The 26,613-nt window shown below is 30.3% G+C and carries 28 protein-coding genes and 1 tRNA gene; 18 read left to right on the forward strand and 11 right to left on the reverse strand.

Going from position 1 to position 26,613, the window contains the following annotated elements; translation table 11 throughout:
* Nucleotides 1–481, forward strand: a 481-nt coding sequence (locus AABM47_RS09830) for a GyrI-like domain-containing protein (RefSeq protein ID WP_338410749.1), incomplete at its 5' end; no start/stop codon positions are given.
* Here the strand turns inward: AABM47_RS09830 and AABM47_RS09835 are convergent.
* The 3 genes from AABM47_RS09835 to AABM47_RS09845 are packed head-to-tail and all read right to left on the reverse strand — an operon-like array spanning nt 482 to nt 2,449.
* Entirely contained in the window at nt 482–1,198 is a 717-nt protein-coding gene (locus AABM47_RS09835) for a tRNA threonylcarbamoyladenosine dehydratase (RefSeq protein ID WP_338410750.1), read from the reverse strand.
* Nucleotide 1,199: 1 nt separating this feature from the next.
* On the reverse strand, nt 1,200–1,856 hold the full coding sequence (locus AABM47_RS09840) for a TatD family hydrolase (RefSeq protein ID WP_338410751.1): 657 nt from the start codon (nt 1,854–1,856) through the stop codon (nt 1,200–1,202).
* Nucleotides 1,856–2,449: a DUF1684 domain-containing protein gene (locus AABM47_RS09845; RefSeq protein ID WP_338410752.1), complete on the reverse strand. Its 594-nt coding sequence runs from the start codon at nt 2,447–2,449 to the stop codon at nt 1,856–1,858. The genes AABM47_RS09840 and AABM47_RS09845 overlap by 1 nt, the downstream gene beginning before the upstream one ends.
* 81 nt (nt 2,450–2,530) lie before the next feature.
* On the opposite strand from AABM47_RS09845, the gene AABM47_RS09850 reads away from it, so the two are divergent.
* Nucleotides 2,531–3,760 (forward strand): MFS transporter, encoded by a 1,230-nt coding sequence (locus tag AABM47_RS09850; protein ID WP_338410753.1) that lies wholly within the window; start codon nt 2,531–2,533, stop codon nt 3,758–3,760.
* A gap of 281 nt (nt 3,761–4,041) precedes the next feature.
* Nucleotides 4,042–4,115, forward strand: a tRNA-Arg gene (locus tag AABM47_RS09855).
* Nucleotides 4,116–4,676: 561 nt separating this feature from the next.
* Here AABM47_RS09855 and AABM47_RS09860 read toward each other — a convergent pair.
* From AABM47_RS09860 to AABM47_RS09870, 3 genes are all read right to left on the reverse strand, one after another.
* The gene (locus tag AABM47_RS09860; RefSeq protein ID WP_338410754.1) at nt 4,677–5,273 is read right to left on the reverse strand and encodes a mobile mystery protein B; all 597 of its coding nucleotides are present in this window, start codon (nt 5,271–5,273) and stop codon (nt 4,677–4,679) included.
* Nucleotides 5,264–5,728, reverse strand: a complete 465-nt coding sequence (locus tag AABM47_RS09865; protein WP_338410755.1) for a mobile mystery protein A — start codon at nt 5,726–5,728, stop codon at nt 5,264–5,266. Before AABM47_RS09865 ends, AABM47_RS09860 begins: the two co-directional genes overlap by 10 nt.
* A gap of 264 nt (nt 5,729–5,992) precedes the next feature.
* Complete coding sequence (locus tag AABM47_RS09870) at nt 5,993–6,550, reverse strand: hypothetical protein (RefSeq protein ID WP_338410756.1); 558 nt, start codon at nt 6,548–6,550, stop codon at nt 5,993–5,995.
* Nucleotides 6,551–6,682: 132 nt separating this feature from the next.
* On the opposite strand from AABM47_RS09870, the gene AABM47_RS09875 reads away from it, so the two are divergent.
* Nucleotides 6,683–6,910, forward strand: coding sequence for a hypothetical protein (locus AABM47_RS09875; RefSeq protein ID WP_338410757.1), 228 nt, complete (start codon nt 6,683–6,685; stop codon nt 6,908–6,910).
* A gap of 16 nt (nt 6,911–6,926) precedes the next feature.
* On the opposite strand, the gene AABM47_RS09880 is transcribed toward AABM47_RS09875, so the two are convergent.
* Nucleotides 6,927–7,388, reverse strand: coding sequence for a hypothetical protein (locus tag AABM47_RS09880; protein WP_338410758.1), 462 nt, complete (start codon nt 7,386–7,388; stop codon nt 6,927–6,929).
* Between the two features lie 307 nt (nt 7,389–7,695).
* Here AABM47_RS09880 and AABM47_RS09885 point away from each other — a divergent pair, with 307 nt between their 5' ends.
* Together AABM47_RS09885 and lpxD are read left to right on the forward strand one after the other, a co-directional pair.
* A complete protein-coding gene (locus AABM47_RS09885) occupies nt 7,696–8,304 on the forward strand; it encodes a YkgJ family cysteine cluster protein (RefSeq protein ID WP_338410759.1) in 609 nt (202 codons plus the stop codon).
* 82 nt (nt 8,305–8,386) lie between these two features.
* Nucleotides 8,387–9,376 carry a UDP-3-O-(3-hydroxymyristoyl)glucosamine N-acyltransferase gene (gene lpxD, locus AABM47_RS09890; RefSeq protein ID WP_338410760.1) on the forward strand — a complete coding sequence of 330 codons (990 nt, stop codon included), beginning with the start codon at nt 8,387–8,389 and terminating at the stop codon, nt 9,374–9,376.
* A 70-nt stretch (nt 9,377–9,446) separates the two neighbouring features.
* On the opposite strand, the gene AABM47_RS09895 is transcribed toward lpxD, so the two are convergent.
* Nucleotides 9,447–10,637: a pyridoxal phosphate-dependent aminotransferase gene (locus AABM47_RS09895; protein WP_338410761.1), complete on the reverse strand. Its 1,191-nt coding sequence runs from the start codon at nt 10,635–10,637 to the stop codon at nt 9,447–9,449.
* Between the two features lie 96 nt (nt 10,638–10,733).
* On the opposite strand from AABM47_RS09895, the gene AABM47_RS09900 reads away from it, so the two are divergent.
* Complete coding sequence (locus AABM47_RS09900; RefSeq protein ID WP_338410762.1) at nt 10,734–12,050, forward strand: aspartyl protease family protein; 1,317 nt, start codon at nt 10,734–10,736, stop codon at nt 12,048–12,050.
* A gap of 30 nt (nt 12,051–12,080) precedes the next feature.
* On the opposite strand, the gene AABM47_RS09905 is transcribed toward AABM47_RS09900, so the two are convergent.
* The gene (locus tag AABM47_RS09905; protein ID WP_338410763.1) at nt 12,081–12,506 is read right to left on the reverse strand and encodes a DUF1573 domain-containing protein; all 426 of its coding nucleotides are present in this window, start codon (nt 12,504–12,506) and stop codon (nt 12,081–12,083) included.
* A gap of 296 nt (nt 12,507–12,802) precedes the next feature.
* Between AABM47_RS09905 and AABM47_RS09910 the strand changes: the two genes are divergently transcribed.
* Complete coding sequence (locus tag AABM47_RS09910) at nt 12,803–15,430, forward strand: valine--tRNA ligase (RefSeq protein ID WP_338410764.1); 2,628 nt, start codon at nt 12,803–12,805, stop codon at nt 15,428–15,430.
* Nucleotides 15,431–15,450: 20 nt separating this feature from the next.
* Here the strand turns inward: AABM47_RS09910 and AABM47_RS09915 are convergent, their stop codons facing one another.
* Nucleotides 15,451–15,969, reverse strand: coding sequence for an NUDIX domain-containing protein (locus AABM47_RS09915; protein ID WP_338410765.1), 519 nt, complete (start codon nt 15,967–15,969; stop codon nt 15,451–15,453).
* Nucleotides 15,970–16,044: 75 nt separating this feature from the next.
* On the opposite strand from AABM47_RS09915, the gene AABM47_RS09920 reads away from it, so the two are divergent.
* The 7 genes from AABM47_RS09920 (at nt 16,045) to AABM47_RS09950 (ending at nt 23,738) form a co-directional block, all read left to right on the forward strand.
* Entirely contained in the window at nt 16,045–16,803 is a 759-nt protein-coding gene (locus tag AABM47_RS09920; protein WP_338410766.1) for a DUF2520 domain-containing protein, read from the forward strand.
* Complete coding sequence (locus AABM47_RS09925; RefSeq protein ID WP_338410767.1) at nt 16,787–17,314, forward strand: HAD-IIIA family hydrolase; 528 nt, start codon at nt 16,787–16,789, stop codon at nt 17,312–17,314. Before AABM47_RS09920 ends, AABM47_RS09925 begins: the two co-directional genes overlap by 17 nt.
* A gap of 71 nt (nt 17,315–17,385) precedes the next feature.
* The gene (locus AABM47_RS09930; RefSeq protein ID WP_338410768.1) at nt 17,386–18,318 is read left to right on the forward strand and encodes a geranylgeranylglycerol-phosphate geranylgeranyltransferase; all 933 of its coding nucleotides are present in this window, start codon (nt 17,386–17,388) and stop codon (nt 18,316–18,318) included.
* Nucleotides 18,311–18,892, forward strand: a complete 582-nt coding sequence (locus AABM47_RS09935; protein WP_338410769.1) for a Maf-like protein — start codon at nt 18,311–18,313, stop codon at nt 18,890–18,892. Before AABM47_RS09930 ends, AABM47_RS09935 begins: the two co-directional genes overlap by 8 nt.
* Nucleotides 18,885–19,403: a mechanosensitive ion channel family protein gene (locus AABM47_RS09940; protein ID WP_338410770.1), complete on the forward strand. Its 519-nt coding sequence runs from the start codon at nt 18,885–18,887 to the stop codon at nt 19,401–19,403. Before AABM47_RS09935 ends, AABM47_RS09940 begins: the two co-directional genes overlap by 8 nt.
* A 41-nt stretch (nt 19,404–19,444) precedes the next feature.
* Nucleotides 19,445–21,892: a PIG-L family deacetylase gene (locus tag AABM47_RS09945; RefSeq protein ID WP_338410771.1), complete on the forward strand. Its 2,448-nt coding sequence runs from the start codon at nt 19,445–19,447 to the stop codon at nt 21,890–21,892.
* 169 nt (nt 21,893–22,061) lie between these two features.
* Nucleotides 22,062–23,738 (forward strand): sodium:solute symporter, encoded by a 1,677-nt coding sequence (locus AABM47_RS09950; protein ID WP_338410772.1) that lies wholly within the window; start codon nt 22,062–22,064, stop codon nt 23,736–23,738.
* A 51-nt stretch (nt 23,739–23,789) separates the two neighbouring features.
* Here the strand turns inward: AABM47_RS09950 and AABM47_RS09955 are convergent, their stop codons facing one another.
* Complete coding sequence (locus AABM47_RS09955) at nt 23,790–24,647, reverse strand: DUF2911 domain-containing protein (protein WP_338410773.1); 858 nt, start codon at nt 24,645–24,647, stop codon at nt 23,790–23,792.
* A gap of 141 nt (nt 24,648–24,788) precedes the next feature.
* Between AABM47_RS09955 and AABM47_RS09960 the strand changes: the two genes are divergently transcribed.
* From AABM47_RS09960 to AABM47_RS09970, 3 genes are all read left to right on the forward strand, one after another.
* On the forward strand, nt 24,789–25,253 hold the full coding sequence (locus tag AABM47_RS09960) for an SRPBCC family protein (RefSeq protein ID WP_338410774.1): 465 nt from the start codon (nt 24,789–24,791) through the stop codon (nt 25,251–25,253).
* 70 nt (nt 25,254–25,323) lie between these two features.
* The gene (locus tag AABM47_RS09965; protein ID WP_338410775.1) at nt 25,324–26,022 is read left to right on the forward strand and encodes an SDR family oxidoreductase; all 699 of its coding nucleotides are present in this window, start codon (nt 25,324–25,326) and stop codon (nt 26,020–26,022) included.
* Between the two features lie 81 nt (nt 26,023–26,103).
* On the forward strand, nt 26,104–26,613 hold a 510-nt coding region (locus AABM47_RS09970; protein WP_338410776.1), incomplete at its 3' end, for a deoxyribodipyrimidine photo-lyase.

The raw sequence follows: 26,613 nt of genomic DNA on the forward strand, positions 1-26,613 counted from the left end.
TTCTAAAAATAAAATATTAGATCTTTATTCTTTTGCTAAAAAGAACAAAATTAATTACACAAATAAACCTTATGCTTCATTTGATTATTGGGATGAGATAAACAATAAAACAAAATTTTCAATCTGTTTACCAGTCAATGAAGAAATTATTACATCTGAAGGAAATGATATTGAAGGCAGAAAAATGTTCGAATTTAAAGCTGTAAAAGTCACGTTTATTGGCGATTATTCTCATTTAAGAAAAGCTTGGAAAGAGGCCTTTAACTACATAGAAAAAAACAAGCTAACACAAGACTTAAATGGCAACTATATAGAGTCATATGAAGTTTTTGCACCGACAGAAAAGAATCCATCTAAGTGGATTACCGAAATTTATGTACCCATAATATCCGATACTCCAAAAAGAAGATCAACACATATAAATTCGTATAAAAATAAAACGGCTACAGACTCATCTACTGTTTCTACACCCGAAAAATAATTATTTATTTAACAAATACTTTACGGCAGTTTCGGCAGCTTGTAAGCCAAACTGAGCTGGCATCCAGCTGTTTGTTCCATAAAACGATTTTTTATAATTTTTTCCATCTGTTATTTTTAAACTAGAAGCATCTGGCATTTCTACTGAAAAAACAGCTTTAACTCCTTTATTAATTTTAACTAATTTTAACCGTTTTCTAATGTTTTTAGCTAATGGACAATCTTTAGTACTGCTTATATCTCTAACCATAACTTTGCTCGAATCGTACTTTCCACCTGCACCCATGCAACTTACAATTTTAACTTTTTTTCTTTTGGCTGAAATAATTAAATTCAATTTTGGGGTAACACTATCAATACAATCTAACACATAATCAAACGCAGTAGTTACAATTTCAGTAGCACGTTCTGGCGACAAAAACTCGTTAACTTTAGTCAATTTTAAGGCCGGGTTTATATCTAACAATCTTAGAGCGACTATTTCTACTTTTGACTGACCTATGGTAGAATGTAATGCAGGTAATTGTCTGTTTATATTTGTAACATCTACTGTATCACCATCAACAATTGTCATTTTTCCAATGCCGGCTCGTACTAAAAACTCTGCCGCAAAACTGCCCACACCACCTAATCCTACCACTAATATATTAGCGTTTTTTAATCTATTAATTCCTTCTTCTTTGAAAAGCAATTCTGCTCTTTCTTGCCATTGTGCCATTTTAATTGTGTAATTGTTTAAAAACTTTATTGAAATTGGTTCTTATGTTCTCTTTCAAATCTTCGATTGTTATTTTTTTTGTCGTTGCCGCTTTATTATACACATCTAATATTGTTTCTTTTATAGTGTCGGTTTCTAAAAAAATTCGATCCATTGGAACATAATTAAAAACCGATTCTAAGTCAGGGTTTCTTAGTAAATTTTTTCCAAAAGACAAATAAAATCCGTTGTCTAAAAGCGATTTTGCTACGGGTATATTTTTGGAAAAACCATGAATAATCATTGGGTTGTCAATTTTCATTTCCTTTTTTATTGCAATTACTTCCTGATAAGAAGCTACACAATGTAAAATAATGGGTTTTGATAAAGCTTGAACCAATTCAATTTGCTTTTGAAAAACGTCTATTTGATATGAAAACGGAATTTTTATTCGTTTATCTAAGCCACATTCTCCAAGTGCTAAACATTGCGGTTGATTTAATTTGTCTTGAATAAACACTAAATCTGAAAAGAAACGATTTTGGTCAATATACCATGGATGAATTCCAACTGAATATTGTGGAATAGCATCGTCAAATTCCCAAGGATATTGATTAACTATCTCTAATACATTTGTTAGATTTGAAAATTGATGGGTGTGTAAATTGATGAATTTCATTAATCGTGAAATTTTTTAACACCTGCATGTATTACTATAGGCAAATCATTTTCAAGCGGAACTATGGGGCACGAATACTTAAAGTTATATGCACAGTAAGGATTATATGCTTTATTAAAATCTATAAGCACATCTGTCGATTTTGGAATTGTCATGTCTAAAAACCTTCCTCCAATATAACTTTCTTTTCCATTACTTAAATCTGAAAAAGGTAAAAACAAATAATCAGCAAATCCTTTTTTTGTAGAAAGCTCTATGTTTTTATATACGTTTAAAACTAAATTCGTTGAATCAATACTAAAATGCAGTTCTCCATATTTAATGTATAATGGTTTTCTATCGGTTGTGGTTTTCATTTCAAAAGATTTTTGTCTTTTTGCCTTTACAAATCGTGCTTTTACAACAAACTTTTTGTCAACAGGAAAAAAATCTAAACCTTTAAAATGATCCCGGTCTTCTTTAGTTAGTGGGCTGCGCAAAGAATCCGCAAAAAACACATTTAAATCTTCTTGATATGCTTCACTAGATTTAACTTTTTCTTGAGCTAAAAGATTTATAGTAAACAAAAATAATATGCAAGCGATTTTTTTCATTGCTGATTTTTTTTACAAAAATATAAATTTTAAATTACATTCTTTTCTTAAAGCCTTTTGTATTTTTGCATTATTAAAATTATGATAAAAAAAATCTTTCACAAGTACATAGATAATTTTAGAGGATTTTCAAGAGAAATTTGGATTCTTACATTGGTTACATTTATTAATCGTGCAGGAACAATGGTGCTGCCCTTTTTATCAAAATACTTGAAAGAAGATCTTAATTTTTCTTTAAGTCAGGTAGGTTGGATTATGGTTAGTTTTGGTTTTGGATCCATGTTAGGGTCATGGCTAGGTGGAAAACTGTCTGATAAAATTGGATTTTATAAAATAATGATATTCAGTTTGTTTACTAGTGGAATATTGCTTTTTGCATTGCAATACATTACAACTTACATAGGCTTATTAATTTCAATGTTTGTCATTATGACTGTAGCAGATATGTTTAGACCTGCTATGTTTGTTTCCCTTGGAGCTTATTCTAAACCCGAAAACCGTACGCGATCATTAACTTTGGTAAGATTAGCCATAAACCTTGGCTTTGCAACTGGACCTGCCTTAGGTGGTCTAATTATTATGTCGATAGGATATAAAGGATTGTTTTGGGTTGATGGAATTACCTGTCTAGTGGCTATTATAATTTTTGCTCTTTTGGTAAAAGAAAAAGTAAAACTACCCGATACTGATAAAAACAAACAAGAACAAGTATTTAGATCTTCTGTATTTAAGGACCGTGTTTATTGGCTGTTTTTAACCATGTGTTTAATTACCGGAATACTTTTTTTTCAACTATTTACAACAATTCCATTGTATCATAAAGATCAATTTAATTTAAGCGAATTAGACACTGGATTGCTGCTGGCCTTAAACGGAATATTAGTGTTTTTTTTAGAAATGCCATTTGTTAATTACATTGAAAAACACAATATAAACCGATTAAAAATTGTGGTATATGGCTGTTTAGGTATGGCGCTGAGTTTGTTTTTATTGTTGGTTAACTTTTGGGCCGGAATATTAGTAATTATGATGATTGTTATGACTGCCGGACAAATGTTTACGTTCCCTTTTGCCAATTCATTTGCAATGAGCAGAGCTCCAAAAGGTCATGAAGGACGCTATATGGCAATTTTTACAATGAGTTATAGTTTAGCTCATATTATTAGTGCAAAAACCGGAATGTTATTAATAGATACGTACAGCTACCAAACCAACTGGTTTTTTATGGGAAGTATAGGGCTGGTTGGAGTTTTAGTTGGTATTTATACCTTAAAATTGGTCAAAAAAGAAAAACAACTTTCTATAAATTAAAAAAAAAAATATGGTATTCCAAAATAAATGCCGCGTTATAACTTATAGTTTAGTGGCTTAATTTTTTATATATTTACAAAAAAAATGTATCAATTAATTGCCCAATTAAACAAAATTTTTCTTCCTAGCTTAACCCAAAGGAGGGTAGATATAACAAAAGCAAAAAAATGGCAAAAAGCACTTTTAGCGTATCGTTATATAATCACTATTAAAAGTTTAAAATAAAACAAAATTATATTTGCATATAATTTCAAAAACAGTATATTTGCACCCACAAAAAAGGCCTCGTGGCGCAACTGAATAGCGCACTTGATTACGGCTCAAGAGGTTACTGGTTTGAATCCAGTCGAGGTCACTACTACAATCCCGAAACACTTGATATACAAGGTTTCGGGTTTTTTTATTATCTTCGTGTGTCCATTATCATAACTAATTGAAATATAGAAAAAAATTAAACCCTAATAATCTTACTTCAAATAAATTAAAGTAAATAAACCCTTAAATGGTATAAACTTTTTTGTTACAGAAGCGGTTTAGAATTAAAACTAAAAATACAATTTTGAAAGCAATTCACAACTAAGACCATTTTTAGTTGATATAATATTGTTACTTTTCGTTTTAAAATAATCTAATTTAAATATTAAAAGCACCATTTTTAATTCTGAAACATTCATAGGATTTGATTTAATACGTTTATCTAACAAGTTAAAAATACTTTCTTTATTGTTTTTACTTACCTTTAGAACTTTATATAACTCAATAGTATAATCTTTCATTGCTAAATAGCACAAATGAAAAGCAGTGGATTTTTGTCAACCTTTTCTCAAAACTTTTACGAGCATTTAAGTAATTTTTGAAAATATCAATACAAGTCTGTTCAATTCATTAGTCTTCTGAATAGTTGTTTCCCATTATATTAAGATTTTGCAAAAGCAATTAGGGGCTGAATATCGTTTTTATCCGCCTTTCTAACTGCCTGTATATAGTTGCTCCTTGCTTCGTTGGCTTTAACTAAATTAGCACTGCCCCAAGAAAACAATTTGCTGTTATATAATTTTTCCATTATCAAATCTGCAATCAAACGAGAATGTCTTCCGTTTCCGTTGGCAAAACAATGGATGCTCGCCAAACGATGTTTAAACCGAATGGCTAATTCTTCCGAATTATACGTATTGTTTTCCTGCCAAAATACAGCATCATCCAACAACTGTTTTAATTCAATGCCAATTAGATAACTCTTGATACCAATGTTCTTTTCAGAGGTTCTAAAATTTCCTGCCCATTTCCAAACTTCGCCATACATACGCTTGTGCAGGTCTTTGATGAACTTTTCCGAAAACAGTTGTTCTGCTTTTAGTTTTTTACCAAAAGTCCATTGTATTGCTTTCTCGATATTGAGTTGCTCAAATTCGTCTAATTCCTCCCGAGTAGTTATAGAAGGAATACGCAAACCTTCTTTTTCCTCCTCGTCTAATGGCGTTTGACCGTCTATGTATTCAATTGTTAATCCCATAGGTATTTTGGCATTTCACTTTTTATCTCATTTGTTTTTTGAGCAATGGCTTTTCCTATGCGTTCGGTTGAATTTTGTTGGTCTTCCAACGTCATTGTATTGTTGGTGCGCATCACAATCTCGGTCGCTAATTCCTTAGCCCGTTTTTCTATCATTTGTTCTAACGATTCGTGCTTGGAAACAAAACCATACACCAACTGCATATCCATAGCATTGGCAACTTCTCGCAACGAATTAATAGAAATTGTACCATTCACTTCTCGTTCTTCTATTTGCTTGATATTTTGAGCCGAGAAATTCATTCTATTTCCCAGCTGTCGCAATGACATTTTCAAAGCGGTACGCATCGTATTTACCCAACCTTTAGGTGGCATAACGACCGTTTTTAAACTCTGAAACAAAACCAATTTTTTGTCGGTTTGGTCTAATACTAATTGTTGTTTTGTATTTTTCATCAATCTTTAGCTTTAAAATAATAGCGCAAATTTAAACCTATAACTTGAATAATACAAATTTATTTTAAACCTATACCTTTAAAAATAAAAGTATTTTTCAGGTTATAGCCTTAAAATAACTATTTTTCATCAGCCTGTAACCTGAAAATTTACACCACTATCGTTCTATTCATCAATCGTAGGAACAGCATATCTCGGGTTACTTAGTAGTTGTGAATTGCTTTCAAAATTGTATTTTTACTTATAATTCTCAGCTTCTAATAGTTAATTCCCAAGCCTGAAAGGTGTTGTTTTAAAGCATTGAATCCGCAATCCGTAATTCATTAACCAAAGAACTGACGATGTAACTTCTTTACGAAATTCACCAGCAATAAGCATAATTCTTTGCGAATTACCAATATTTAATTTCTCTCTAAAATCTTCTGTTTCTAAAAATTCAGTTAGTAATTCTTCTGCTGTATCATTGCTTCCAACTTTTAAAAGGTATTGAGAAAAAATAGCAATTATTTGCGTTGGATTTAGTGTTGCACAATAGGACGCATATTTAATTACTTGCCAAGTAACATTTTTTCCAGTATCGTCCAACTTATTTTCAATAATAACTAAATTACCTTGTTTATCAATGGCTAATAAGTCTAAACGTTCATTAGTATCAAAAAAACCATCAAACTCTTTTTGAATAATTAAAATATCTTCATTTAAACAAGATGGATTATTAGCAATCCATTCTTGTAGGTTTTCACGCTCTCTAAAACCTAAATGTTTAAAAGTTGTACTTTCAATCTTCTCAATACGATTGGTTTGTTTATTTATTATATACATAAGTCTATTTTTATTTAAGCCACTCTCCCATAATTCGCATACCTCGTTTTGAAGTAATCAAACAAAATCTCTGTCTTTACAACTCTATCCCCATCGCTAAATGTAGGGAAAGGTAATTTTGATATTATTGGAATGGAAAATTATTTAGCTCCATCGCAATACAACAGTGGTGGTTGGATTAGCAATGGTTTATTTAATTCTAATGTTTCACCTGATGGATTAAAAGGTGTATTTAAAAAAGATGGCACATTACGAAGTGTTTTTAAAAATATCCAAGAAGTACCTTTATACTTTAACGAATTGAATGAATCGCTTTTGGAATATATAAAAGCAGTAAGCCCTGCTATGGGTGATTGGTAAAAAAGTGATTTGAAATTTAATTTTCAATAAATTCTACATTTGTTAAAACAATTGAAACCGTTTCCGTAGACGGAGATGTATTGGAATAAGTTGTTGTTGCCCAAGTTTCATCATTTGCAATAACCGCTTTTTCAGGCACAATTATACCACCTATATCTGAAGCAGGGTAAAAATAATTACTTATTAATTCAACATGAGGAACCCCATTAATTGTGAAATAAAATTTTACTGAACCAAATTTAGAGACCGAATAAGTGCTTTTAAATATTGAAGTAAATAAATAGAAACATTTTCTAGCCTCAACACCATTAGAATCAACAATTGTTGTGCAATTAACAGTACTTGAATTCATAGACGTAAGAACAATCGTGTTAATAGGTTGCGGAATTATAACTGTTTCTTGATCCAATAATGACTCATCAGATGAACAATTAATTAGAAATAAAGCAGCAATCAACAGTGTGAAAGAATTTTTCATTTTATTTTAAATATAATTAAACCTACATTAATCAAAAACAAATATACCTTAATTGTTTATTTATTTATACATTTTTGACTAAAAAGTGTTATTATACTAGGTTAAAGACACTTTTTTTATATTAAAAAAAACTATTATAATTATTATCAGAGTAATATCTTTTGAAAATTCATTTTTATACTTTTATTTATAAAAGATTCATTTTATGAATATTGTACAGAAAACTTCTATAGTCATTTTTATTTATTGCAACACTTTATCTTCATTATGCAATAATTTATTTTTTAATAGACTACCTTTCAAAAAAATGTCCATAGAGAAACGTGTTTTTTTGGTCGAACAACTCTTTGAAAATTTAGATTTAGAAATTTCTAAATTTCAATCTAAAACAAATTTATATTGCAAAATAGGTTGTGGTAAATGCTGTACTAATCCAGAAATTAATGCATCGCCATTAGAATTTCTACCTTATGCTTTTCACCTTTATTTAAATGGCCAAGCAGAAAAAGTGAGGACTGAACTCATCCATAAAACAACATCTATTTGCTATGTTTATAGCCCCCTTTCTATTATTGATAAACATTCAGGAAGCTGCAACAATTACAAATACAGAGGATTAATTTGTCGTTTGTTTGGATACGGTGCAAATACCGATAAATATGGTAAATTGAGAATGTCTACTTGTTCTATTATTAAGCAAAACCAGGCTGCAAATTATGAAAAAACAAGTATTGACATAAATAACGGATTGGATATTCCAATTTTTACAGATTATTACATGAAGCTATCACAAATAGATTTTAAATTAGGAAACATCATTATTCCCATAAATAAGGCGATTGAATATGCAATTGAGGAAGTTTTACAATATTATGCATACAGACCCATGCCAAGCGGTTTTGAAAATTGCGCATAAATCGAAAGAGAAGAAGATTTATATATATTTGTAAAAAATTATTCAATTTGTTTATATTTGACATTTACCAAAAACTAATTATATGAAAAACTTATCAATTGAGGAAATTAATGACGTACTAAAAGGAACAATTATTGGAAATTTAAACTTAATCATAACTGGTCCAGAACAAATTGAACAAGCCAAAGAAAAAGAAATAACTTTTATAGGTCATAAGAAATATGAAAAAATTTGGGCAAATTCTAATGCATCTGTAGCTGTTGTAAATGAAGACATTAGCATAGAGCCAGGTATTAACAAAGCATTTATTAAAGTTAAAAATGCTGATTTAGCAATGTCACAGGTTTTAGAAATGTTTGCTCCTGCTCCTCCAATATTTCATCATGACATTCATCCTACAGCAACAATTGACTCCAACGCTTCAATTGGCAAAGGAACAAAAATTGGTGCAAATTGTTATGTTGGTCCAAATGCAGTTATTGGAGATAATGCTATTTTATACCCCAACGTTACTATTTTAGACGAATGTACAATTGGAAATTATACAACAATTTGGTCAGGAACAGTTGTTCGAGAACGATGTCATATTGGAAATCATTGTATTATTCATCCTAATGCAACAATTGGAGCAGATGGTTTTGGATTTAGAGCATGCCCCGAAAAAGGTTTAGCAAAAATTCCTCAAATTGGCAATGTAAGGATTGGTGATTATGTTGAAATTGGAGCAAATTCTTGTGTAGATAGAGGTAAATTTAGTTCAACCATAATAGGTGACGGATGCAAAATTGATAATTTAGTTCAAATAGGCCACAATTCAAAAATGGGTAAATTTTGTATTATGTCTGGAAACAGCGGCTTAGCCGGTTCGGTAACTCTTGGCAATGGCGTTATAATAGGCGGAAGCGCATCCTTAAAAGATCATATTACCGTTGGCGATGGTGCTATTATTGGTGCTGGATCTGGTGTAACTGGAGATGTAGCTGCAAAAAAAACCATGTTAGGATACCCAGCAGTTGAAGCTAGAACGGCTTTAAAACAATGGGCTATATTAAAACGAATGGCCACTACTTAAGATGTAATCGAGTGATTAAATATAAAAAGCAATTCATTCGAATTGCTTTTTATATTTAACTTTTTTACTTTTATTTTTTATAGACTTTTAAAGCTTCTTTAATTATTTGAACAGAACGAATTAAATCCTCTTTTTTAAGAACATAAGCAATTCTAACTTCATCTAATCCCATATTTGGTGTAGAGTAAAACCCTTCTGCTGGAGCAACCATAACAGTTTCTCCATTTAAATCATACGTCTCTAGTAACCATTGAGCAAAATCATTAGCGTTTTCAATGGGTAGTTTTGCTATACAATAAAAAGCACCTTTTGGAGTAGCTACTTGTACGCCATCAATTTTAAGCAGTTCTGCTATCAATACATCTCTTCTTTCTTTGTACTCAACAATTACATCATCAAAATAACTTTGAGGAGTGTCTAAAGCTGCTTCACTAGCTATTTGTGCATATGTAGGAGGGCTTAATCGAGCTTGAGCAAATTTCATAGCGGCAGACATTACTTCGCTATTTTTTGAAACAATACAACCAATACGTGCGCCACACATACTAAAACGCTTTGAAACCGAATCAATCAGTATTGCATGATTTTCTATTCCAGCTACATTCATAACCGAAAAATGTTTAAATCCGTCGTAAGTAAATTCTCTATAAACTTCATCAGCAATTAAAAACAAATCGTGTTTTATTACCATTTGAGCCAATTGATTTATTTCAACTTCAGAATATAAATAACCCGTAGGATTTCCAGGGTTACAAATTAAAATAGCTTTCGTTTTTGGAGTAATTAATTTTTCAAAATCTTCTATCGGCGGCAAAGCAAAACCTGTTTCAATACTAGATATAACAGGAACAACTTTTACACCAGACGCTACTGTATAACCATTATAATTGGCATAAAAAGGCTCTGGAATAATAATTTCATCATCAACATCCATTGTGCTCCCTAGTGCAAATAATAAAGCTTCAGAACCACCTGTAGTTATTATTATATTTTCAGTTTCAATAGGCAAATTTTGATTTTTATAGTAGTTAGATAATTTTTTTCTATAACTTTCAAAACCAGCCGAATGACTGTATTCTAAAACTTCAAAATTTGCATTTTTAACTGCATCTAGTGCTACTTTTGGAGTTTTAATATCTGGTTGGCCAATATTTAGATGGTATACTTTATGCCCTTTTTTTTTAGCAATATCTGCATAAGGAACTAATTTACTAATCGGTGATTCAGGCATTTGCTGGCCTTTTTCTGAAATTTTTGGCATATTACTTTAATTTAAAATGCAAATTTGCATATTTTTTTTAACAATATTACATTTATATAAGATAAATAATTAGTATTTTTATATAAAATAACTTTAATGCATAAAAGAATACTCTTATTTTTTTGCTTTTTTACTTATTGCATTGCATTGGGTCAAATGGATAGTAGCTGGAAATCTAAAAAGAATAAAATTACAATCCCTTTTGAATTTTCAAGTAATTTAATTCAAATAAATATATTGGTTAATAATGTTCGTTTAAAAGTTATTTTAGATACAGGATCGACAAATAATATTTTATTTAGTTTTAACCTGAATGATTCAATCAAATTAAACAACCAAGTAAAAACTAAAGTTTATGGTATAGGAATAGGCAATACTATTGAAGCATTTATGTCTAAAAACAACAATTTAAAGATTAAAGAATATGAAACTAATGATTTTAGTATACTAACAATAAGTAAAAACAACATTGGCTTTCTAACGAAACTAGGTAAAGAAATAAATGGAGTTATAGGCTTTAGTTTTTTTAAAGACCGATTAATTGAAATTGATTATGAAAAAAATGAGTTAATAATACATAAAAACAGACAATATTTAAAAAGACAAAAAATTAAAAAATTTACAAAACAAAAAATTAAGATTATTAACAACAAACCTTATTTAACAATTAATTCAACAATAGACGAGGCTACGCTGCAATTAAATTTATTATTAGACACAGGAATGAGTGATGGTTTATGGCTGTTTAAAAATGACACCCTAAGAGGATCAAAAGTATTTATAAATGATTATTTAGGGTTTGGTTTAGCTGGAGAAATTTTTGGTAAAAGATCTAGAATTAAAAATGTAAAATTATCAAATTTTCAATTTAATGATGTACTAGTTGCTTATCCTGACTCTTTATCTTTTAAAAACATCAATATTACAGATAATAGAAATGGTTCATTAGGTAGTGAAATAATTAAACGTTTTCATGTGCTTATTGATTATAAAAACGAAACATTATATTTGAAAAAAAACAAATATTTTAATGATCCATTTAATTTTAATATGTCAGGACTTGATATTAAACATTCAGGAATTGAGTACGTTAAAGAAGAAATAACATTGAATAGTTCAATTGTTTATACTAACGTCCTCAATAATTATATTAGTAATATTTCACATCATTATAAATTTTCATTTAAACCTGTTTTTATTATTTCAAATGTAAAAGAAAACTCAAATGCTCATAAAGAAGGTGTTTTGCCTGAAGACAAAATTATCAGCATAAACGATCAAAAAGCAAATAATTTTACCCTTCAACAAATAATTGAACTATTTCAATCTAAAGAAGGCAGAAAAATAAAATTAGAATTAGAACGCAATGAACAAATAATTATAGTTGAATTCTTTCTCCAAAAAATAATATAAAAAAAGCCTCCAAATTGAAGGCTTAATTATTTATTGTTCTAAAATTGATTTCTTTTTTTCGAGCAGATTAATTACTTTTTTAGGTATTACAGTGCCTTTAATTCGCAAAGTTACCATCCCACTTTCAACGTTAACAGCATTAGTTTCAACTGTAATAGATTTACTAATAGGCCCAAGATTCATGTTATATTGAACTTCAATAACATCGCTTTCTCCAGGCATAATAGGTTCGGTAGGTTTTGTAGGTATCGTACAGCCACAAGTAGATTTTACATTACGTATTTCTAAGGGAGCATCTCCTGTATTGGTAAACTCAAAAGTTCTTTTTCCAGAATCTTCTTCTTTAGTTACATTTCCATAGTTTATTGTTTCTTCTTTAAACTCAATTTTTGCACCTTGAGCATATGAAGAAATTGAAATAAACAAAATTGCTATACCTCTAAATAAATTTTTCATAATAAAATACTTTTAGTTTTGTAAATTTAAACTCTTTTACAAAAATTACAAACAAATTAACTTTTTTTATTTTAGGTTATATTGTTACTTTTGCAATGCGTATAATACAAAAACAATACCAAAACCTCTTTTCCTTTTTTTAGAGCATTGAGAAATAGGCATTTTAAAAAATAATTTACCTGCTAATCGCTGCAATCACTTCAAGGGATTTTACTTTTATCAGGGCTAGACTGTTTTAAAAAAAAATTGTTATGTAACTGCAAATCAATAATCAATAAAAAAAAAAACAATACTAAATGATTCCAGCGCAATTTAACACAAAAGAAGCAGAAGAAAAATGGTATGCGTATTGGATGAAGAACAACTATTTTCATTCAAAACCAGACAGCAGAACACCCTATACAATTGTAATTCCTCCTCCAAACGTAACCGGAGTATTACATATGGGACACATGTTGAACAACACCATTCAAGATGTATTGATACGACGTGCTCGTTTAAAAGGGTTCAATGCATGTTGGGTTCCTGGTACCGACCATGCCTCAATTGCAACCGAAGCAAAAGTTGTTGCCAAACTTAAATCTGAAGGAATTAATAAAAGTGACTTAACCCGTCAAGAATTTTTAAAGCATGCATATGAATGGACAGATAAATACGGAGGCACCATTCTTGAACAACTTAAACAATTAGGTTGCTCGTGTGATTGGGAGCGAACTAAGTTTACTATGGACGATGACATGTCGGCTTCTGTAATCAAATCTTTTGTAGATTTATACAACAAAGGATTAATTTATCGTGGGTATCGAATGGTAAACTGGGACCCTGAAGCAAAAACAACTTTGTCAGATGAAGAGGTAATTCACGAAGAACGTCAAGGAAAATTATACTACATAAATTACAAAATTGAGGGTAGCAATAAAGTTTTAACAATTGCTACAACACGACCAGAAACAATTTTTGGCGATACAGCTATATGCATAAACCCAAACGACGAACGTTTTGCTCATTTGAAAGGTAAAAAAGCAATTGTGCCTATTTGCAACCGTGTTATACCAATCATTGAAGACGAATATGTAGATATTGAATTTGGAACAGGATGCTTAAAGGTAACACCTGCTCACGATGTTAACGATAAAGCATTAGGCGATAAATACAAATTAGAAATTATAGATATTTTTAATGAAGACGCATCCTTAAACAGTTTTGGATTACATTATCAAGGAAAAGATCGATTTGTAGTTCGTGAAGAAATTGAAAAAGAATTAGAAACTATTGGAGCTTTAATCAAAACTGAAATTCATACAAATAAGGTTGGAACTTCAGAACGAACTAAAGCCGTTATAGAACCCCGATTATCAGATCAATGGTTTCTAAAAATGGAAGATTTGGCTAAACCAGCCATCAAAGCAGTTTTAGAAACAGGAGATGTAAAACTATACCCAAGTAAATTCAATAATACCTACCGCCATTGGATGGAAAACATACGCGATTGGAATATTTCGCGTCAATTGTGGTGGGGACAACAAATTCCTGCCTATTTTTATGGAGCAGGAAAAGAAGATTATGTTGTAGCCACTACCATTGAGGAGGCTTTAGTTTTAGCACAACAAACTACAAACAACAAAGAGTTAACCCTAAGCGATTTAAAACAAGATGCAGATGCATTGGATACATGGTTTTCATCTTGGCTTTGGCCCATGTCTGTTTTTGGAGGCGTTTTAGACCCTGAAAATGAAGAGTTTAAATATTACTACCCTACGAATGACTTAGTTACAGGTCCTGATATATTATTTTTCTGGGTTGCTCGAATGATTATTTCTGGATACGAATACACCAATAAAAAACCTTTTAACAACGTATATTTAACTGGATTAGTTCGTGACAAGCAACGTCGAAAGATGTCAAAATCACTAGGAAATTCTCCAGATCCATTAAAATTAATTGAAAAGTTTGGTGCCGATGGTGTTCGTGTGGGATTACTTTTAAGCACTTCTGCCGGAAATGACATTATGTTTGACGAAGAATTATGCAACAATGGAAAAGCATTTGCTAATAAAATATGGAATGCCTTTAGATTAATTAAAGGATGGGAAGTAGCCAATATAGATCAACCAGAAGCTTCTAAAATAGCGGTTGATTGGTATGAAGCTAAATTAGAACAAACGCTCGCTGAAATTGAGGATAATTTTGAAAAGTATAGACTTTCAGATGCCTTAATGGGAATTTACAAATTGGTTTGGGACGATTTTTGTTCATGGTTTTTAGAAATCATAAAACCTGCTTACCAACAACCCATTGACAAAGCTACATTTGACAAAGCAATTGAATTATTAGAAACCAATTTAAAATTATTGCATCCTTTTATGCCTTTCTTAACTGAAGAAATTTGGCAATATATTGCAGAACGAACACCCGAACAAGCCCTAATTATTTCAGAATGGCCTACAATAAAAGACACAAATTCAGAATTAATTACATCATTTGATTTTGCTGCAGAGGTTATTGCAGGAATTAGAACCATTCGCAAACAAAAAAATATTGCACAAAAAGATAGTATAGATTTAAAAGTGATTAATCATGAAAAAACTGCTACAACTTTTGATGTTGTCATTTTAAAATTAGGAAATGTTGAAAGTTTAGAATATGTGTCAGAAGCTGTTGATGGCACGTTAACATATAGAGTAAAATCAAACGAATATTTCATTCCAATTGCAGGAAACATAGATGTAGTTGCCGAAATTGAAAAGTTAAAAGCCGAATTAACATACACACAAGGATTTTTAAAATCGGTTCGAGGTAAATTGAACAATGAAAAATTTGTTGCAGGTGCACCTGATCAAGTAATTACAAACGAACGAAATAAAGAAGCAGATGCCTTGGCAAAAATTGCTACAATTGAGCAAAGTTTAGCCAGTTTAAACTAGATTTGTAAGCCGTATTTAGGTTACAAATAATAGTTTTGAATAATTTTTTGAATCGAAACAAATCCAATTTTATTCAATTGGATTTGTTTTTTTGTTAGCCACAGTAAGTCCTTAATTTCATCTTCTGCTGCAATGTTTATTTCATTGGAACTGATTTCATATTCAAAAAAAACATCCAGGGTTTTATAAGGAACATTTTTGTATAAATAATTGTTTGGTGAAGTTGCTATATACTTTAAATCGCTTGGCAATAAGTTAATGCCCAATTCTTCTTTTAATTCGCGACAAGCAGCCTGTTCTGCATTTTCATCGGGATCAATAAATCCACCTGGCAAATCCCATTTTCCTTTATCCGGATCAATGTTTCTAACTGTGAAGAGTATTTTGTCCTCATGTTTAATAATTACGGCTACAGCAGCTGCAATATTGTGATACAATACAAAATTACATGAATGACAATAAAATTTAAAATTATTATCAAATGAAAAATCTACTGATTTACAATTAGGACAAAAGTTGAAAATAGAATTGTGCTTCATTTTATTTTTTTTTCAAAATTAGTATATTATAACTTATTTTATTCTTAATTTTAATTTTTACTGTAATTTAGCCAAATGATTAAAGTTGTACTAATAGGTTCGGGCAATGTTGCATCACATTTGATTCAGTCTTTAAAAAACAATAACTCTATTGATTTAGTTCAGGTATATACTCGTTCGAAAAAATCTCTTGAAAACAAAATAGATACCACAAAAATAACAACAGAATTTTCAAGTTTAAAAGAAGCTGATATATATATTATTGCCGTAAGTGATAAAGTTATAGAAGATGTTTCCAATCAAATTCCATTTTCAAATAAATTAGTGGTTCATACATCGGGAACAATGGATTATAAAATCATGAATCCCAAAAACAAACGGGGTGTGTTTTATCCCTTGCAAACTTTTTCAAAGAATAAAGAAATTCATATGCAATCTGTTCCTTTTTGCTTGGAAACTGAAAACGAAGAAGACTATAATGTGTTAGAAATTTTAGCGAAAAATTTATCTAAATTAGTTTATAAAATTGATGGTAAACAACGTAAAAGCCTACATATTTCAGCTGTTTTTGTCTCTAATTTTGTGAATCATATATATCATATTGGACATGAACTTTGCAAAAAAAACAACGTTCCTTTTGCTATCTTACAACCTTTAATTGAAGAAACAGCCAACAAAATAAAAACACTCACTCCCCTTCAAGCGCAAACGGGCCCAGCCATTCGCAATGACGAAAACATAATAGAGCAACATTTAGAAGCATTACAAAACACAACATACAAAGACTTATACCAAAAATTAACTTTATCAATACAACATGCCAAAAAGCTATAAAGAAATTATGAACGATATTACTACATTTATTTTTGATGTAGATGGTGTTTTAACTGATGGAACAATACATGTAACCCAAACCGGCGAAATGCTTCGTAAAATGCACATTAGAGATGGATACGCTATGAAGGCCGCTGTTGAAAATGGCTATACGGTTTGCATTATTTCGGGAGGAAGCAATGAAGGAGTTCGCATACGATTACGCAATTTAGGAATTACAGATATACATTTGGGCGTTCCAAATAAAGTTGAAACTTTTAAAGAATTTACTGAATTATACACCATCAATCCTCAGCATATTTTATACATGGGTGATGATATTCCTGATTTTCATGTAATGCAATTGGTAGGTTTACCAACTTGTCCTCAAAATGCTGTCCCTGAAATCAAAAGCGTAAGTACATATATATCACACATAAACGGTGGAAAAGGTTGTGTAAGAGATGTGATTGAACAAGTGATGAAAGTACAGGGCAAATGGATGGAGCATTTTGATGCAAAGTCTGATTAAACCACAATAAACGTCTTTTTATAAATTCAAATTTTCTCATTACTTTTTACTAACTATCAGTCACTAAAACAATGAAATTTTTAAAACTAATACGCTATCAAAATCTCGTTTTTATTGCACTCATTCAAGCTGTATTTCACTTTGGTTTTCTCAAGCAACAAACAGGTTTGCTTTTGGCATTAAATGACCTTGAGTTTATTTTACTTATTATTTCTACAATTTGCATTGCCGCAGCCGGATACATAATTAATGACATTATAGATTGTAAAAACGATACAATTGTTAAACCAAATAAAGTAATTATTGGAAATCACATTTCTGAAAACATGGCTTATAATTTTTATATTGTCCTTAATATTATAGGTGTTGGAATAGGGTTTTATATTGCCAATATTGTTTTTAAAGAAAATTTTGTTGCTGTTTTTATTGTCATTGCTTTTTTAATTTACATATACACAACACAATTCAAACAATCCTTATTAGCAGGTACTTTTCTAGTTTCTTTTTTAATGGCTTTTAGCTTACTTTTGGTAGGTATTTTTGATTTATATCCAATAATTTCAAATGAAAACAGACCTTTTTTAGGCGTATTATTTCAAATACTAATAGATTATGCTGTTTTAGTTTTCTTACTAACATTCATTCTAAATTTAATTGGTGATTTAGAAAACTATAATGATGATTTAAAAACTGGAGTCAATACTTTACCTGTACTTTATGGAAAAGAAAAAACACAAAAGCTAATTTTTGGATTGAGTTTTATTCCCTTAATTATCCTACTCTATTATTTGAATGCCAATTTTATCCATTTAGAATATGTTATTTACTACACGCTTGCATTGGTAATTGGACCTCTACTCTATTGCATTATAAAAATATGGCAAGCAAAAAGTCAACAAGATTTTAAACGTTTAACATTAGTGCTAAAATTTATAGTGTTAACCGCCCTTTTTTCTATTGCAATAATAACCTATAACCTTAATAATTTACCAATCATTGAATAATTTTTTACCTCATAAAAAAATAATATTAGCTTCTGGATCGCCCCGAAGACAAGAGTATTGCAAAGAATTAGGATTAGATTTTTCCATACAATTAAAAGAAGTTGAAGAAATTTATCCAGACCATTTAAAACATCACCAAATTACTGATTTTTTAGCCCAGCTTAAATCAAAGGCGTTTGAAGGTCAATTGTCTAAAAATGACATATTAATTACAAGTGATACAATTGTATGGCATGAAAATAAAGCATTGGGTAAACCCAAAGATTATGACGATGCCTTTCAAATGATTTCTTCAATGAGTGGTAAAACTCACGAAGTCATTACATCAGTTTGCATAAAAACTAATGTAAAATTAGAAACATTTCATAGCATTACAAAAGTAACTTTTGTACATTTGACTAAAGATGAAATTGATTACTATATTACTAATTTTAAACCTTTTGATAAAGCTGGTGCCTATGGCATTCAAGAGTGGATTGGATTAATTGGTATTTCAAAAATTGAAGGCTCTTACCCTAATGTCGTCGGATTGCCTGTTGATAAACTATACACTAAACTAAAAAATTATGCTTGATTTATTTCAAAACGAACATTTACACCAAGAAATTTATACCCTAATAATTATAGCACTCTATTTGTTTTTTAAATACTATTCTAAAAAAATAATTAAAAAATCAGCTTTAATAAATCAATCGTTAGACCATAGAACAAATTTGGTTATTAAATATGTAAGTATATTGTTAATTTGTATTGCTATAATTGCTATTGTAATTATTTGGGGAGTAAACAAAGATCAACTATTTTTGTTTTTTTCTTCGCTTTTTACAGTAATTGGTGTTGCCTTTTTTGCGCAATGGTCGCTGTTGAGTAATATTACTGCTGGTGTTATTTTATTCATTTCTTATCCCTTTAAAATTGGCGATTCTATTAAAATACACGATAAAGATTTTCCAATTCATGCAGAAATAGTAAACATTAAAGCTTTTTATTTGCTTTTAAAAACGGATGATGGCGAAATAACAACCTATCCTAACATTCTTTTGATGCAAAAAGGAATTTCAGTTATTTCGAATGATTCCGAATAATTTTATTTTTGATTAACTTTACCCCTATATAAAATTAATACATGCGACTACAACAAAATATTTGGTTTTTAACAGCACTATTCTCAACATGCTTCTGGGCACAACAACCTCAAAAACTAGCAACAGGTAATGTATATGAACACGTTAAAAAACTAAATTTTTTAGGATCTGTATTATATGTAGCAGCACATCCTGATGATGAAAACACACGTTTAATTTCGTACTTTTCAAATCATTATCATGCACAAACAGCTTATTTATCGTTAACTCGTGGTGATGGCGGGCAAAATTTAATTGGACCCGAATTAAGAGAACAACTGGGAGCTGTAAGAACGCAAGAACTTTTAGCTGCTCGAAGAATTGATGGCAGCAAACAATTTTTTTCACGTGCTAATGACTTCGGTTATTCAAAAGCTCCAACAGAAACCCTAAGAATTTGGAACAAACAAGAAGTTTTAGACGATGTTATTCAAACCATTGAAACATTTCAACCCGACATCATCATCAATCGTTTTGATCATCGTTCTCCAGGCACAACACATGGTCATCACACAGCAAGTGCTTTGTTAAGTATTGAAGCCTATGGCCTAATAAAAGAAAAACCAAAACGCGTGTTTTTCAATACCTCATATTGGTTTTATGGAAGTCAAGAAGCCTTTGATAAAGCAGACAAAAGTAACTTATTAGCAATAAATGCCAATGTGTTTTTTCCTATTTTAGGAAAAAGTAATTATGAAATAGCCGCTTTGAGCAGAAGTCAACACCGTTGTCAAGGTTTTGGATCTACTGGTACTCGAGGTGATGAAACCGAATATTTAGAACTTTTAAAAGGAACAATGCCTGCTTCAGGTGATATTTTTGAAGGTATTGATACCAGTTGGAATAGAATAAAAGGAGGAAATGCCATAGGAAATATATTGAATCCTATTGAAGAAAATTTTAACTTTAAAAGCCCAGAAACCCACATTCCTCAATTGGTTAAAGCTTATAAATTGATACAAAATTTAGAAGAATCACATTGGAAAAAAATTAAATTAGAACAAATTTCAATTCTAATTGAAGCATGTAGTGGTTTATATTTAGAAGCTATTAGTTCTGACGAAAAAGTTACAAAATCAGATACTTATACATTAAACATTGAAGCCATAAACCGAAGTAATGCCAACATGATTTTAAATTCGGTTTCGTTTGGAAATAAGGTCGTTTCTGATAAAAATATAGTTTTAAAAAACAATTCTAAAATCAATTTGAAATTAGAAAAAAATACAATTCCTGACGATTTTGACTATTCTAATTTATTTTGGTTAAAAGAAACTCCAACAGTTGGCATGTATAAAGTATCCAATAAAACCATTCGAATATTGCCCGAAGAAACCTTACAATACCCTGTATTTTTTTCTTTAACTGTTGAAGGAACTCAGATTGAAATTATAAAAAATGTAGTCTATAAAAAAAATGATCCTGAATTTGGCGAAACCTATATGCCTTTTACAGTTTTACCAGAAGTAACTACAAATATTGTAAACAAAGTCTCTATTTTTAAGGACAATCAAGCAAAAGAAGTTGCAGTAAAAATTATTTCTCAAACCGATAATATAACGGGAAGTATTTCGCTTCAAGTTGATGAAAACTGGATTGTAGAACCAGCATCAATTGCTTTTCAAATTTTTCAAAAACATGACGAACAAACCGTAATTTTTAAAGTTTTACCACCAAAAAAAGAATCAACAACAACTTTACAAGCCATCGTTCTACTGAATGAAAAAAAATTCAACCAAGAACATATCGAAATCAATTATCCGCACATACCCAAGCAAACTATTTTACAAAACTCTACTTCTAAATTAGTCAAACTAGCTATTGAAACAAAAGGAAAAAACATAGGTTATATTCAAGGTGCAGGAGACCAAGTAGATTTAAATTTAGAAAATTTAGGATATAAAGTCACAACAATAAAACCATCTGAAATCGCCATAGAAAATCTTCAAAATTATGACGCCATACTTATCGGCATTCGTGCTTTTAATGTAATTGAGGAATTGGCATTTAAAAACAAAATCCTATTTGAATATGTTAATAATGGAGGTAATTTAATAGTGCAATACAATACCAATGGACGATTAGTTACTAAAGATATTGCGCCCTACGATTTACAATTATCAAGAGACAGAGTCACAAACGAAAATGCAAAAGTTACTTTTTTAGCACCTAATCACCCCGTATTAAATACACCTAATAAAATAACAAACAAAGATTTTGAAGGCTGGTTTCAGGAACAAGGTTTATATTATCCAGATGTATATGCACCTGAATTTACAGCTATTTTAGAATCCAATGACGATGGTGAAACACCAAAAAAAGGGGCTTTATTAATAGCTAAATATGGAAAAGGAAATTATATTTATACTGGCTTAAGCTTTTTTAGAGAATTGCCAGAAGGTGTGAGCGGTGCATATCGATTATTAGCAAATATTATTGCCCTAGAATAGCTATAAGCAAGCTATTTAAATGTAAAATCAGATCCTTAAGACTCTGAAACAATTTCACAATAAATGGAAAAAGAGAAAAACAAATGGAAAGTGAGTTATAGCATCGTATTGTTGCTCAATGCTCTATTCATATTAGTGTTTTATTTAATAATGGAACTATTTACTTAATATGACAAATATAGATTGGCTGGTATTATCGTTTACGCTACTTTTTATTGTGATTTATGGAGCCTTAAAAACAAAAGGCAGCCCTAATGTTAAAGATTATATTTTAGGAAACAACGAAACTCCTTGGTTTACGGTCGGTATATCTGTTATGGCAACACAAGCCAGTGCAATTACTTTTCTTTCAACACCCGGTCAAGCCTATCATGACGGAATGGGTTTTGTTCAATTTTATTTTGGCTTACCCCTTGCAATGGTTGTTATTGCTTATACGTTTATTCCCATTTATCATAAATTAAAAGTCTACACTGCATATGAATATTTAGAACAACGTTTTGATGTAAAAACCAGAACACTTGCTGCTATTTTGTTTTTAATTCAAAGAGGATTAGGAACAGGTATTACCATTTATGCTCCGGCAATAATACTTTCTGCTTTATTAGGTTGGAATTTATTTCTATTAAACATTATCATAGGTATTTTAGTCATATTTTATACAGTAACTGGAGGCACAAAAGCTGTAAACGTTACTCAAAAACAACAAATGTTTGTCATTTTTTGTGGCATGGTCATTACATTTTTTATAATTTTAAATCAACTTCCCGAAAAACTAGACTTTTTTAATGTTTTAAAAATAGCAGGCGCCAATGGAAAAATGGATATTTTAGATTTTTCTTATAATCCTGAAACACGCTACACCTTTTGGAGTGGAATTACGGGTGGGTTTTTCTTAATGCTTTCGTATTTTGGAACAGACCAGTCACAAGTGGGCCGATATTTATCTGGTAAATCGGTAAAAGAAAGTCAAATGGGATTAATTATGAATGGCATCCTTAAAGTTCCTATGCAATTTTTTATATTGTTGACAGGCGTTTTAGTATTTGTTTTTTACCAATTTAACAGTGCACCACTACATTTTAATCCTACAAATGTAACAACTGTTGAAAATTCTAAATACAAAAAAGAGTACAATACATTAGAAAACAAACTTGATCTTATCAACGTAGAAAAAAATGTAATCAACCTCATTTATATTGAGCAATTAAATTACGAATACGATAATAAAGCATTAAAAATGAAAATGCAAAATTTATCAGGTCAAGAAAAAGAATTAAGAGAACAGGCAAAAGAGTTAATTTCAAAAGCAGATATAACTGCCGAAACCAATGATAAAGATTATGTTTTTTTATATTTTATATTGCATCACTTGCCAAAAGGCATTTTAGGCTTATTATTAGCCGTTATATTTAGTGCCGCAATGTCATCAAGCGCATCCGGCTTAAATTCTCTCGCTGCCACTTCGACTATAGATATTTACAAACGTAATATTGGTACAAAATCAGACAAGCACTATGTATATGCTACACAATATTTTACGCTTTTTTGGGGGATTGTTGCAATTGGTTTTGCCTGTATAAGCTCCCTATTTGAAAATTTAATACAACTCGTAAATATTATTGGATCTATATTTTATGGGACAGTTTTGGGTATTTTTCTAGTCGGATTCTATATTAAGTATGTGAAAGGAAAAGCCATTTTTATTGCAGCTTGCATCAGTCAACTTAGCATTTTTTATATCTATTATATTGATCTGGTTGGTTTTCTATGGTTAAATTTTATAGGTGCTGTTTTAACTTTAATGTTGTCATTAATTTTTCAGTGTTTTTTCAATAAAAAATAAAAAAAATGCCTTTCTAAATAGAAAGGCATTTTTGTAGGTAAAAAAATGAATTTATTTTTTTGACCACTCTAAAATAGAATCATTATTCATTTTTTCATAATCTGTATTCCCTGCTTTAATAGAACTTGCTAAAGATAATTTAGCCGTTGCGATAGCACCTTTTATATCCTTTAATTTAGCCTGAATTAATGATTTTTGACGTAAATACCAAAAAGGAGCATCTTTACCATCTTGTAAATTAATGTCTAGAGCTTTATTTACCCAAACCAATGCTTTAGACAAATCAGCATTTGATTGATAAAAATATTGAGCTGCAGAAAAATAATCTGCTGCTTTAGGCCCTGACAATGCACTTTCGATACTTGAAAGCACAACATCTTTTGTAAAAAATTCCATTTTTAAAGAAATTAATGTTTTTTCCCATTCTAAATTTAAAAATGCATCATCATTTGAAATAGAGTTAACCGAAATAGTAAAGGTTTCAATATGTCGTGATGAAGATTCAGAAGGAACTGAAACTTTTAAAGCTACATCTGCATCAATCCAAGTTTTAGGTAAGCCCCAGTTATCTGTTGTTTTGTAAAACATTACATCCCAACTGTCTGCTTTTGGAGTTGTATATAATGCATATGTTCCTTTTGCTAAATTTTGCCCTTCAATTTTTACATTTTCATCAAAGGAAACTGTTGTGTTTGCATTAGCTCCTGTTCGCCAATTTGCACCATAAGGAACCAATGATCCAAAAACAGTTCTATCTTTTGCACTTGGTCGAGAGTAATTAATTTTGATTGTAGTTAATCCTACAACTTGTTCAAGTGTAGAACTTGGACTTGATTGAGGTGTTCTCACTTGTGCTAATAATACAAAACTTGAAAGAGCAAAAATTGCTGTCAAAAATAATTTTTTCATAATTGGTTTTTTAATTGTTTCAAAATTAATAAATATAAAATGAAATTTAGATAATGTTTTAAAAAAACATATTATTATTGTTTAATAAATATTTAATTTTGTTAAACAAATATTATATTTACAGAAAATAATAAACAGTCCATGAAAATTTATACCCTACAAACAAAACAAAACTTACCAATATCATTAAATGAAGCTTGGGCATTTTTATCAAACCCAAGTAATTTAAAGACAATTACTCCTGAATATATGGGATTTGAAATACTTTCAGGAGCTGATAGACCTATGTATCAAGGACAGTTAATTCAATACTTAGTAACACCCATATTAGGGATAAAGACCAAATGGGTTACTGAAATTACACATGTTGTGGATAAGAAGTTTTTTGTAGATGAACAGCGTTTTGGTCCATATGCATTATGGCATCACAAACATTTTTTAAAAGAAATTGAAGGAGGTGTTGAAATGGAAGACATTATAGACTATAAAGTTCCTATGGGTATTTTAGGTCAAATGGTTCACCCTATAATTGTAGCTCCAAAATTGAAAGAAATATTTGAATACAGAAGAAAGAAATTAATAGATTTATTTGGTCAATTTAAATAAATTGATCCAATACACTTAAGGTATATAATAAAAAAACAGAAAAGCGTCAAATTAAAAAAGATAAAAAAAAATGAAAAATATATTATTAATTGGAGGATCATACGGCATCGGCTTGGCTATCGCCAAAGAATTACAGCACAGCAATAACGTATTGATAGCCTCTAGAACAAACCAAGAAATAATAAACTTAAATGTAACCCATATTGCTTTTGATGCAACAACAGATACGTTAGATATATCTAAATTACCAAGCGTTATTGACGGAATGGTCTATTTACCAGGAAGCATTAATTTAAGACCGTTTAGAGGGTTAAAAATAGAGGCCTTTGAAAATGATTTGCAAATTAATTTTATAAGCATGGTTAAAGTTATCCAAACAATTTTACCCAACTTAACAGCTTCAACACAATCTAGTATTGTATTGCTTAGTAGTGTTGCAGCAAGTATGGGAATGCCTTTTCACACAAGCATTGCCGCTTCAAAAGGCGCTATTGAGGGTTTTGCAAAAGCTTTAGCTGCCGAATATGCTCCAAAAATTAGAGTAAACGTAATAGCACCTTCGCTAACAGACACACCATTAGCAGATAAATTTTTAAATAATGATGTCAAAAAAGAAAAATCTTCAGAACGTCATCCTTTAAAACGTTTTGGTCAGCCAGAAGATATTGCGCAAATGGCACTTTTTTTGCTAAGCGAAAAAAGCAGTTGGATGAGTGGACAAATTCTTCATGTGGATGGCGGAATGTCTTCTTTATTGGTTAATGGATAATTTTGGGGTTAAAAGTATATGGGGTTAAATGGTTAAAAGGCTTTGTTCAGAATAAATTTAAATTTGTAATTGTAATTGAACATGAATGTATTTTGGTTTAGAAGAGATTTACGGTTAGATGATAATGTAGGCTTGTTTCATGCACTAAGTGATGATGATGTTTTGCCTATTTTTATATTTGATGAGAAAATTTTATCTGAATTACCAAAAAATGATCCTCGTGTGAGTTTTATTCATGAGTTGTTGACACATATTCAGACCAAACTTCAACAAAACGGAAAGTCTATAGCCCTTTTTTACGGGAACCCTAAAGCGATTTTTGAAAAAATAATTCAAGAAAATAAAATTAAAACCGTTTTTGCCAATCACGATTATGAACCTTATGCCCGAAAAAGAGATAAGGAATTGAATCAGTTGTTTAAAGAACATAACATAGCATTTAAAACAAGTAAAGACCAAGTTGTTTTTGAAAAAAGTGAAATTGTTAAAGATGATGGCAACCCTTATGTAGTATATACGCCTTATTCAAAAAAATGGAAAGAAGCGTTTTCTAAAATTAAGTTGAGTGATTATAATTCTGAAGATAAATTA

This window comes from uncultured Flavobacterium sp., assembly GCF_963925415.1.
Taxonomy (GTDB): Bacteria; Bacteroidota; Bacteroidia; order Flavobacteriales; family Flavobacteriaceae; genus Flavobacterium.